Annotated in this window: 7 protein-coding genes; 6 read left to right on the top strand and 1 reads right to left on the bottom strand. The window is 60.8% G+C overall.

Going from position 1 to position 10843, the window contains the following annotated elements; all coding sequences use genetic code 11:
* Positions 1 to 119 precede the first annotated feature (119 nt).
* Positions 120 to 1286: an aminotransferase-like domain-containing protein gene (locus tag ACW9JE_RS24440; protein ID WP_224540533.1), complete on the bottom strand. Its 1167-nt coding sequence runs from the start codon at positions 1284 to 1286 to the stop codon at positions 120 to 122.
* 82 nt (positions 1287 to 1368) lie between these two features.
* Between ACW9JE_RS24440 and ACW9JE_RS24445 the strand changes: the two genes are divergently transcribed.
* From ACW9JE_RS24445 to ACW9JE_RS24470, 6 genes are all read left to right on the top strand, one after another.
* A complete protein-coding gene (locus ACW9JE_RS24445) occupies positions 1369 to 1809 on the top strand; it encodes a MarR family winged helix-turn-helix transcriptional regulator (protein WP_224540535.1) in 441 nt (146 codons plus the stop codon).
* Between the two features lie 310 nt (positions 1810 to 2119).
* The gene (locus ACW9JE_RS24450; protein ID WP_224540537.1) at positions 2120 to 3469 is read left to right on the top strand and encodes an NCS2 family permease; all 1350 of its coding nucleotides are present in this window, start codon (positions 2120 to 2122) and stop codon (positions 3467 to 3469) included.
* Between the two features lie 65 nt (positions 3470 to 3534).
* Complete coding sequence (locus ACW9JE_RS24455; protein ID WP_457434190.1) at positions 3535 to 4164, top strand: LysE family translocator; 630 nt, start codon at positions 3535 to 3537, stop codon at positions 4162 to 4164.
* 229 nt (positions 4165 to 4393) lie between these two features.
* Positions 4394 to 7636: a calcium-binding protein gene (locus ACW9JE_RS24460; protein ID WP_457434191.1), complete on the top strand. Its 3243-nt coding sequence runs from the start codon at positions 4394 to 4396 to the stop codon at positions 7634 to 7636.
* Positions 7637 to 7662: 26 nt separating this feature from the next.
* Positions 7663 to 9234, top strand: coding sequence for a hypothetical protein (locus ACW9JE_RS24465; protein WP_457434192.1), 1572 nt, complete (start codon positions 7663 to 7665; stop codon positions 9232 to 9234).
* Positions 9235 to 9305: 71 nt separating this feature from the next.
* Positions 9306 to 10772, top strand: coding sequence for a hypothetical protein (locus ACW9JE_RS24470; protein ID WP_457434193.1), 1467 nt, complete (start codon positions 9306 to 9308; stop codon positions 10770 to 10772).
* The last annotated feature ends 71 nt before the right edge of the window (positions 10773 to 10843 follow it).

The following is a 10843-nucleotide window of genomic DNA, read 5'->3' on the forward strand; positions in this document are numbered from 1 at the left end:
TACAGGAATAGCGATCCTCCCGTAGGAGCGAGGCTTGCCCGCGAAGGCGTCAGCCCAGACACCACAAATCCCACCCAAAAATAAACCGGCCGCAACAGCCGGTTTATTCATTTCTCCCCTCAGGCCGCCTGCGCCGCCTGTGCCTGGCGCACCACCGCCGCCAATCGCCCCAACCCCTCATCCAGCCGCGCCGGATCGATGTGGCTGAAATTCAGCCGCAGGTGCCCGTGGTTGTTATCCGGATCCGGAAAGAACGGCTCGCCCGGCATGAACGCCACATCATTGGCCAGCGCCGCATTGAGCAAGGTCCGCGTATCCAGCGGTTGCTTGAGCGTCAGCCAGAAAAACAGCCCGCCCTGGGGCATGTTCCAGTCCGCGAGATCGTCAAAGTGCATTTGCAGCGCCGCCTGAAACGCATCGCGGCGTTCCCGGTAAAAGCCGCGCAACTCACCCAGATGCTGCCGATAGGATTCGCTGCCGATCCATTGCAACGCTTGCCACTGGCCGACCCGATTGGTGTGCAGATCCGCCGACTGCTTGAGCTTTAGCAGGTGTGGGAACAGGTCCGGACTGGCGATCAGGTAACCCACGCGCAAACCCGGCAACAGGGTTTTGGAGACGGTGCCGGTGTAGATCCAGCTGGACTTCTTCAGGCGCCCGGCAATCGGTTTGGCGCTGCCGCCATCGAACGTCAGTTCGCGGTACGGCTCGTCTTCGATCAGAGTCACGCCGAACTCATCGAGCAGGCTCGCCACCGCTTCGCGCTTGGCCTCGCTGTAACGCACGGCCGACGGGTTCTGGAACGTCGGGATCAGGTAGATGAACGCCGGGCGATGTTGCTCCAGACACGAGCGCAATTGCGTGAGGTTCGGGCCATCGGCCTCCAGCGGGACAGTCACGCAGTCGGCACCGAACAGCTGGAAGATCTGCAACGCCGCCAGATAGGTCGGGGCCTCGAGGACGATCTGCGTACCTTTGTCGATATAGAGCTTGGCCGCCAGATCGAGGGTTTGCTGGGAACCGCTGACCACCAATACTTGACTCGCTTCGCACGGCAAACCCAGAGACCGCGCCTCGGCTGCCAAAGCCTCGCGCAGTGCAGGCTCACCTTCGCTCATGCCGTATTGGCCCATGGACACAGGCATCTGGTCCCACTCGACCTTGGGCAGCATGGCTTCGGCCGGCAGACCACCGGCGAACGACATCACTTGCGGGCGTTGCGCGGCGGCGAGGATTTCACGGATCAGAGAACTTTTAAGGCGCGAGACACGTTCGGAAAAAGCCATGGGGATCACCGGTAGCGAGGCATGAGGAAAATGAGTCAAACTTGTTGACCGAAATTACGACAGCCCGAGCGGATACGTCAACATGCTTGACCTTAAAAACCCGAATTCCCAGCAACAGGCCATGGAAGCGTTTTTCTTCGGCTACCAGGCTTTCACCGCCAAGGCCGACGAAATGCTCGAACGCCGTGGCCTGAGCCGGGTGCATCAACGCATCGTGTTTTTCGTCGCCCGCTACCCGAATCTCAGCGTCAAGGAGCTGCTGGAATTGCTCGGCGTGACCAAACAGGCGTTGAACATGCCGTTGCGGCAGTTGCTGGAAATGCACCTGGTGAACAGCGTCGCGTCCGAGACGGACAAGCGTAAGCGGCTGCTGGAGTTGACCGATGAAGGTGCGCGATTCGAACAGGCGCTGCGTCGGGAGCAGGTGAAATTGCTGGAGCGCGTGTTTGCCGAGGCCGGGGAGGCGGCGGTGAATGGGTGGTTGGCGGTGAATCTGGCTTTGGGCAAAAGCCCGCTTCTGTAGGAGCTAGCTTGCTCGCGATGGAATTTCAGGCACCGCGGGGTATCAGGCAGCCAGCGTTATCGTTAACGACCATCGCGAGCAAGCTAGCTCCTACAGGTGCCTTTTGAACAAACGATATATCCCAATCGACAAAACTTTCGTCGACAAAATCAAAAACATTATTTGCTTTCTTTGTATACAAAAGCATAATCCACTTCGTGCGAGTTTCTGACCAATGAGTCAACAAATTCGCAAGCACCTCAAAGGGCCGCTGCCACCCCTCGGGATCCGGCCCTGGAAATAAAAATAAAACTCTTGAGGAGTACTCGCTGTGGAAAGCCGCAAATCCGAAGCATCGACGCTGGATCTCTCGCCGCCTTTACGCACTGGCTTGCTGGAGCGCCTGTTTAAACTCAGCTTGCATGGCACCACGGTGAAGACCGAGTTGATTGCCGGTCTGACAACCTTCATCACGATGGCCTACATCATCTTCGTCAACCCCAACATCATGGCCGACGCCGGCATCGATCATGGCGCGGCGTTCGTCGCCACCTGCATCGCCGCCGCGTTGGGCTGCCTGTTGATGGGCCTCTACGCCAACTGGCCGGTGGGCCTGGCGCCGGGCATGGGCTTGAACGCGTTCTTCACCTACACCGTGGTCGGCACCATGGGCTACAACTGGGAAACCGCCCTCGGCGCGGTGTTCGTGTCCGGTGTGTTGTTCATGATCCTGACCTTCTCGAAGATCCGCGAATGGTTGCTCAACAGCATCCCGGTCAGCCTGCGTCACGCCATGGGCGCCGGCGTTGGCCTGTTCCTGGGGCTGATCGGTCTGAAAACCGCGGGCATCGTCGTCGATAGCCCGGCCACCCTGATCAAACTCGGCTCGCTGCACGAGGCAGGTCCGCTGCTCGCCGGCATCTGCTTTTTGATGATCGCGATTCTCAGCTATCACCGGGTATTCGGCGCGATCCTCATCAGCATCATCACCGTGACCCTGGCCGGCTGGGGCTTGGGCCTGGTGCATTACGAAGGGATCATGTCGGCCCCGCCGAGCCTGGCCCCGACCTGGATGGCCATGGATGTCGCCGGCGTGTTCAACGTCAGCATGATCAGCGTGGTCCTGGCGTTCCTCTTCGTGCACATGTTCGACACCGCGGGCACCCTGATGGGCGTCGCCCAGCGCGCCAACCTGGTAGGCGCTGACGGCCGCATCGAAAACCTTTCCCGTGCGATGAAGGCCGACAGCGCCTCCAGCGTGTTCGGTGCCGTGGTCGGTGTACCGCCGGTCACCAGTTATGTGGAAAGTGCCGCGGGTGTAGCCGCAGGTGGTCGCACCGGTCTTACCGCCGTGACCGTGGGCGTGCTATTTATCGCAGCCATGTTCTTCGCACCGCTGGCCGGGATGATTCCTGCCTACGCCACCGCCGGCGCACTGATCTACGTTGCGATGCTGATGATGGGCGGCATGGCCCACATCGAATGGGACGAAGCCACCGACAGCATTCCGGCGATCGTCACCGCAATCATGATGCCGCTGACCTTCTCGGTCGCCGACGGTATCGCCCTGGGCTTCATCACCTATGTGGCGCTGAAGGCCGGTACCGGCAAGTACAAGGAAATTTCCGTCAGCCTGTGGGTGCTCTGCGCGATCTTCATCGCCAAGTTCATCTTCTTGTAAGTCGGACACGATTCAAAACAGCCTCACCCCGTCGGGTGAGGCTTTTGTGCAAATGGAGGAAAGTGATGAGTCTGGAAACCTGGCTGCTGTTCAGCGGCGCTGCGCTGGTAGTGATCCTGATCCCGGGGCCGCTGTCCTTGCTGATGATCAGCAACAGTCTGAATTACGGTTTGCGCCGTTCGTACCCGGCGTTCCTCGGCGGCGTGTTCGCCTCGATCTGCCTGTTGAGCGCTTCTGCTCTTGGGCTCGGTGCGTTGCTGTTGGCGTCGGAGCAGTTGTTCAGTGCCCTGAAAATCGTCGGTGGCCTATATTTGTTCTACCTCGCCTGGCAAAGCTGGAAACAATCGCGCCTGCCTTCCCACGGCGCCGAAGTGCCTGAGGCAGCGCCGGTGCCACGCTTTCGTGCCTTGTTCGGCCGGGCGTTCATGCTGGGTGGCAGCAACCCCAAGGACATTCTGTTTTTCGCAGCCTTCCTGCCTCAGTTCCTGAGTGCCGAGCAACCGTTCCTGCCGCAGTTGCTGGTGATGATTGCGACCTGGACGGTGCTGGATCTGCTGTGCAAATTGGCCTACGGCCTCGGCGCCCACGGTGCGGCACGGTACCTGCGCACGGGCAAGGGCCAGAGCTGGTTCAACCGGATCAGTGCCGGGTTGTTTGGTGGGGCGGGGTCGGCTTCGCTACTTAGCGGCCACTAATCGGTTACACCCAGCCCCTGTAGGAGCGAGCATGCTCGCGATGGTCGTCAACGATGACGCTGGGTTCCTGATACCCCGCGGCGTTCTTGGGTTCATCGCGAGCATGCTCGCTCCTACAGTTTGAAAATCGTCACCCTCGGAAATACTCGCCTTACATAGTTATCGCATCCAGCCCACCACGCTTCCCTAAAGTTCAGCACCCTCCCCCACGCCGAACCAGGAAGCCCCCATGTCCCAACTTTTCCCCATCACCGATGACGAACCGGTAAAAATCTCCGACGTCGATCCCCCTTCCCTGAACAACGCCGACCAGGAAATCGTCGATTTCATCCGCGCCCACGGCGACAGCACCATCAATCCACAACCCCCGCGCTCCCCGAAAAAGCGCGAGCGCGTGCTGCGAGCCCTGGACCATCACTACGGCCCGCTCGCCATCGGCCATTTCACCGTCACCCGCACCGAACTGCACCTCATGAACGCCACGGTCGACGGTGCGCCGCTGGACATCGGCAACAGCAACTTCCGCCGCCCGCCCCAGGCCTTCATCGATGGGCTGAAGCTCAACCCCGTCGACGTCGAACAGCGCATCTGGGCCAGCGGCAAACCGGGCGACTACACCCTGCCGACCCTGCTGTTCGAGATCGCCACCCAGCGTTCGGTCAACGCTCCGCCGCTGTTCAGCGAGGCACAGGGCATCCACACGCAAAAGCTCGACAGGCTGCTGCAAGCCGCGCAGAAACTGGATGTCGTCGATACCCGTCTGCCGGAAAACGTCCCCGGCTGGGTCAACCGGCAGAAAAGCAAAGTGGTGAACAGCATGGGCGTCGGGCTCCAGGCGTTCGGGATCTACAGCGGCCTGATGGGTATTTCCGACGCCATCAAGCGCGGCGATCGCACCGAAGCGGTGGTCAGTGCCGGTGCGGTGGTAACCGAGGTCGGATCACTGGTCATCGAACTGGGCCTGATCAAAACCGCCCAAGAGTTGATCGAACGCAGCGCACTCGTTTATCAGGGTTTTGCCGGGACAAGGTTCGGCCTGCACCTGTCGCGGGCGGCCGGGCTGATCGCCGGCGTGCTGACCCTGCCCTTCGATATCTATTTCGCGGTCAAGGCGCTGAACGACGCCTCCCGGTCCACCGGCAAGCAGGCGCTGGATCACTACGTCGCCGCCGGCATGAACCTCACCAGCGCCGCCCTGACCCTGATTCTCGGCACAGCCGCCCTCGCCGGCTTCGCCCACGCCGGCCCCATCGGCATTGCGGCGGCGGCCATCCTGATTACCGGTTCGCAGATCTACAGCGCCGTGCGCCAGGTGGACGACATCGATGACTACATCGAGTTGAGCGTCGATGAACGTCTCGTCACGGGCTTTCTCGCGTTCATCAACCAGAGCCCGCCGCAACGCATTAACGACCGCTACAGCATCGCGATGGCCACCGATCACCACTCGAAACTGCTCAACAACCGAGCCCGCAAATGGCTGAACGGCCAGATGAAGGACAGCATCGAAGCCATCGTCAACGGCAAGTTCCAGGTGGGCCTGACCGCCGCCCAGGTGTTCTGGTTTGAAAGCGATGATCAAGGCCGTGAATCAATGCCATCCAGTGAAATCAAGCTGCCCTCGGTCGAGGACGGCGATGACCGCATCGATGCTCGCCACGGTGTTCCGGCGGATCTTTCCGGGGTGGTCAAAGGCACCCACGGAGAATCGAAAGCCACGCTCTGGCTGCTGGGCGGCGGTAACGACAGCGTCCTGGGCCTGGAATACAAACCCAATCACTTCAGCTACGGCACCGGCAGCAAACACCTCACCGGCGGCGACAAGGATGACCAGTTCCTGTTCGAAGGGGCCGTCCCGGCGCTCAAGCAAACCTCACTTCTCCAGAGCCGTCTGCAGGGCGGACAGGGCAACGACACGCTGGTTTTCCAGGGCACGCTGGACAGCCGCGACGACACTCTCTACCAAGGTTTCGAAATCGATCTGGAGCATGGCCGCATCGGCCTTTTGAGCGACAACGACACAACGCCCCACACCGTGCTATCCAGCATTGAAAACGTCGAAACCCTGGCCGGTGCGAGCAACATCATCAAAGGCTCCGCCGGCGCCAATCGCATCGTCTCCCGAGGCCACGACCGAATCGATGCCGGCGCCGGAGATGACACGATCTACCTGATGGGCGGCTACGGTCACGCCACCGGCGGTGCCGGCAAGGACACCTACTTCGTGGCCCACAAAAGCGGCACCGTCACCATCACCGAAGATCCGCAGGACGAGAGCCTGATCATCATGGACTGGCCCTTCGAGCGCATTCAGAAATGGTCGATCGAAGACACTTCGCTGGTGATTTCCTCGCTCTGTGGAGACGACGGCGAGTGGCCGCAGCAACGGCTGATCATCAAGGACATCTACAAGACAGTCGCGGGAAAACGCCTGCTCCAGGAACAGAAACTGCGCTTGCTGACCCAGGACGGTTTCCAGCTGACCCCGGACTTTCCCGCTGAACTGACCGGCAGCGAACATCACACCATCGAAGCACTGATTCTGGCCAAGGGCACTCGCCCGGCGCCGCTGATTCTCAATAGCCCCGTGCATGAAACCTTGCCCGGCAAGGCTTCCCACTGCTTCATCCACCGCGATATCCAGCACAGTGTCATCAACATCAGCCAACGAGACGACAAGAACGTCCACACACTGCACATCGATTGCGACAGCGGCGACCTGATCCAGGCCCTGGCCGCTTACACGGTTGAAGTCAACGAGCGCAACAGCGCCCATTACTTGGACTACGGCCTGTTCAATCTGGAACTGCGCTTCAAAGAGAAGACCGTCGTAATCAGGAATCTTGCTACGGCTGCGTCCGACACTTACACGAACGTGCGTGGCAGTTCGTATGCGGTAAAGGGCCTGGCGTTGAACCAGACCTTCAACCTGGTCCTGCGCGACGGCGTGTCCTATCGGATCAAGCTGCCTTCGCCCAACTATCTGGATGACGTCACAAACCCCGGCGTCAAATGGTTCGATGGCCGGCACATGCTGGAAAAGCGCGCCGGCAACTACCTGCTGCTCGCCCCTGAAGACAGCCGGCCGATCGTGCTGGAAGCTCGCGCGCAACGTGTCGAGTTCCCGGCTCGCCCGCAAAACACGGTGGCGACGCTCGAAGGCAAGGGCTCGACCTACCACGTGCATTTTCATGCAGACAGCACCCTGCGGATTTCCACCCCGGGCGCGCGGGACAAAACCTCCAATGCCTCGACCTGGATCTTTCACTCAAGGCATACCGACCTGGCTGACATCAAGTTGCAGGACAACAAACTGCTGATCGGCCGAACCCTGGTTTATCTGCCGCACTACGAAAACGAAGACACACCCATCGAGCAAATCCACGTCACCACTTCCTCGGGCATGACCTATGCGGTCGATCTGCTGTTCGAGCAAATCTATCCATGGACGCAAGACCAACCCATTGCCTGATTCACGTTAATGAAAGGAGTCATTACATGAAGCCACCAAAGAAAGTCACGAAACCCAATACACCGGACAACCCGAACAGCCCCGATGACGGAGCACCACCGCGCCGGGAAATACCCGACATCGGACTGCCCGGCCGTCTTCCCGAGATTCCCGGCGCCGAAGGCCCATCAACCAGCAGACCCACCGAAGGCGAATCCGACAACGTCCCCCGGCAGCCGCAGCTTGAAGTGGCTGACATTCCCCTCTCCGGGCAGTTTGTCAGCAACACCGGCACCCGCACCGGCTTCAGTTTTCTGCCGGACTTCCTCGCCAGGGACCTGCCCGCCGCCGACCTCGATGGCCTGCGCTACGGCAAACGGCAGACGATCTACGCGGAAATCGAAAACGAAGGGATCACCCTGGTCCGCCTTGGCGCCGATGGCGAGTACCGGGCCGCGCTGCTTACCGAACTGGTGGCCTCGGGGCCGGTACTGGAACGAATCGGCAACACGCCCTTCTGGCGCAGGAAAGTCGTCGACGAACAGGCTGGTCCCAGCGCCAGCAAGCGTCCTCGCGTGGATGAAAGCGCCGACTCGTCTTCCGGGGAGGCCGCACGGGTCAGCGACCAGTTGGCCCAACACCTGGCTCCCCTGGATTTGTCGGCGGCGCAATGGCGCAACTGGGGCAGTTCGACCAGACCGCTTGCCTCAGAGTCCCTGGAAATCAACGGCCTTCACTATCCGCTGGTGCCCAATGGATCACCGCAGAGCCACAGCATCGCGTACCTGCAACATCCAAGGTTTTCACCGGCGCGCTATGAGGCTTTCGAACAGATGCTGCATGACGAACCCACTCTGCAACCTAGATGGGCGTTGAAAAGAGACGGTCAGTGGCAGGTTCTCGAAGATCGCTTTCCCTTCAACAGGCCCCTTACAGGTTACGTCGCCAATTCCTACAGAGACTTGTCCCAGACGTCCTTGACCACGGTCGCCAGATCGCTTTTCAACCGGGCCAATCATTCCGAAGTGATCGACAGCCGCGGCCTGGCCGTGTTGAAGCAGACGCTTCGCAACTGGGCCGACAACACCAGCGCCAGCATTCCTCGCCTGGAACTGGCTGACCCGCTATTGATGCTACCGATCATTCCCCGCACCCGAAGCGCCAACAACGTCTGGATGACCCTGCTGCCCGCCGACGCCAACGCTGCGTTGCGACGCCTGGATTTCACCCCCGAGGGATTCGCCGCGCAGTGGAACAACTTCGTCATCGATCCTTCCAACTACAACCTCAAGCAATTGCTCATCGCCGTGCTGGTGCGCAATGGCTACGACGTTTTTCCAATGTCCAGCGACCACCGCGGACCGACACTGGTGTTCACCCGCGCCAACCATGACCGGGTGTTCTTCCTGAAGCTGGGCAATGTCAACGGCGAGACCATCAGACAGATGGCACCGTCGGGTGATGAGTTGTCCGATCCGCATCTGGTATCGCGTATCGGCGAGGCCGCGCACGAGAGGCTGCGCACCGCCTACGACCAGAACAGGGTGGTGTGGCTGCTGGGCGGCGTGCAGACCACGTCCTCGGGAGTCGGGTCCGTCTTTATCGTCAGGGAAGGTTGAGCCCTGCCCTTTTCTCGCCGGCCTGGCCGGCGAGAACCCCTTCCCCGGACACTTTAAAGAGCACTGATTTCATGAGACCCAAAACCCCCCATCACCCGAAAAACCCCGGTTCGACCGACGTGAACCCACCCGGCAGGCGCGAAACCGGCCCTGACATTCTGCCCGGGCTTCCCGGCCACGGGCTGACTGATCTTCCCGACCTGCCACTGCGACCGTCGCTGCCGGACCCGAGCCACCCACCGGAAACCCGGCCGCCAACCATTGACATCATCGACCTGCCGGACGAGACGCCGATCAGCCGCACCACCGTCGAACCTCCCATCAGTCATTACTACCTGCCACCGAAACTGGTGGAAAGACTGCCCGCGCCCGACCCGCAAACCGGTCTGCGCTCGATTATCCAGGGGCGCCAATATGTCGATCTCGTGGACGGCGGCACGGTGCTGCTGGCCAGCGATCCGCAGGGACACTGGCGTGCGGGGCAACCGTCGGAACTGGTGCCTTCCGGTCCGCGTCTGGAGCGCGTGGAGGGAACGCTCCAATGGCGGCAGGTTCAGCCCGGCAATACCGTCACAGGGCCCTGGAAAGACTGGGGCATCGAGGCCCGACACTACTCAGCCGCAGACATCACCGTCGACGGGGTTCGTTATAAAACGGTGCCGATTGATGCGGCAGCGGACCATCCGATTGCCTACATCAAGAACCCGTCGCACCCGATCTACGGTTTCGATCTGTTCCAGGACCTGCTCAAGCGCGATCCCGAACAACAACCCCGGGGCGCCATCCAGGTGCCATCGAGCGGACACTGGGAAATCGATCCGGGCCTGCCCTTCGATCGAACCCTGACTGACTATGTCGCCAGCTACTTTCCCGAACTCTCGGAAATCTCCCTGCTGAACGTCGCCCGGCGACAGTTTGCCCTGGCCAACAGGTCCGAGACTGCCACCAACGCCGGGCTGACGACCTTGCGGCAAGTGTTCAATGACTGGAAAACCCGGAATCTCTCACCCCGGCCGGAACTGGTCGATCCGCTGTTGATGCTGCCGGTCATTCGGACAACCGCCGGCAAGGGGACGTCCCGGATTTTCGGCCTGCCAACGCCCACCGATCAGCCTCTGGTGCATCTGGCCTACACACCGCACAAATTCCACCGTCAGTGGGATTACCTTCTCAGCACCCAGCATGCCAATGAACTCAAACGCTTCATGCGTGAGCTGCTGATTCGCAATGGCTACAGCGTGTTCGAACCGACCGACGCCCCGTCCTATGCCGCCCTGGTGTTCCGCCGCACCGGGCATGACTTTGTCTTCTACATGACCTTGCATCGTGTGCATGGCAGGCGCATGCACATTCACGAAAGCGCCAAGGACGCCTTCGTCCCCGAGAGCCTGCCAGGGCTGATCGGCTACCCGGCCTTGCGCGCGGCCCAGGATGCGGAAGCGGCGGGCAAGCTGATCTGGCTCAAGGGGGGCAGCCATATTTCAGCGGATCACGAGAGCTCCGTGTTCATCGTCAGAACCGAAGACCCAAGGCTGTAATCCTGTGGGAGCGTGGCTTGCCCGCGATGGTCGTCAACGATGACGCGGGTTGCCTGATGCCCAGCGGTGTC

The sequence above is a fragment of the Pseudomonas sp. SDO55104_S430 genome, from assembly GCF_054070595.1.

Bases quoted from the DNA above. Each gene is read 5' to 3' on its own strand.
- ACW9JE_RS24440 (WP_224540533.1), bottom strand. From the start codon at position 1,286: ATGGCTTTTTCCGAACGTGTCTCGCGCCTTAAAAGTTCTCTGATCCGT.
- ACW9JE_RS24445 (WP_224540535.1), top strand. From the start codon at position 1,369: ATGCTTGACCTTAAAAACCCGAATTCCCAGCAACAGGCCATGGAAGCG.
- ACW9JE_RS24455 (WP_457434190.1), top strand. From the start codon at position 3,535: ATGAGTCTGGAAACCTGGCTGCTGTTCAGCGGCGCTGCGCTGGTAGTG.
- ACW9JE_RS24460 (WP_457434191.1), top strand. From the start codon at position 4,394: ATGTCCCAACTTTTCCCCATCACCGATGACGAACCGGTAAAAATCTCC.
- ACW9JE_RS24465 (WP_457434192.1), top strand. From the start codon at position 7,663: ATGAAGCCACCAAAGAAAGTCACGAAACCCAATACACCGGACAACCCG.
- ACW9JE_RS24470 (WP_457434193.1), top strand. From the start codon at position 9,306: ATGAGACCCAAAACCCCCCATCACCCGAAAAACCCCGGTTCGACCGAC.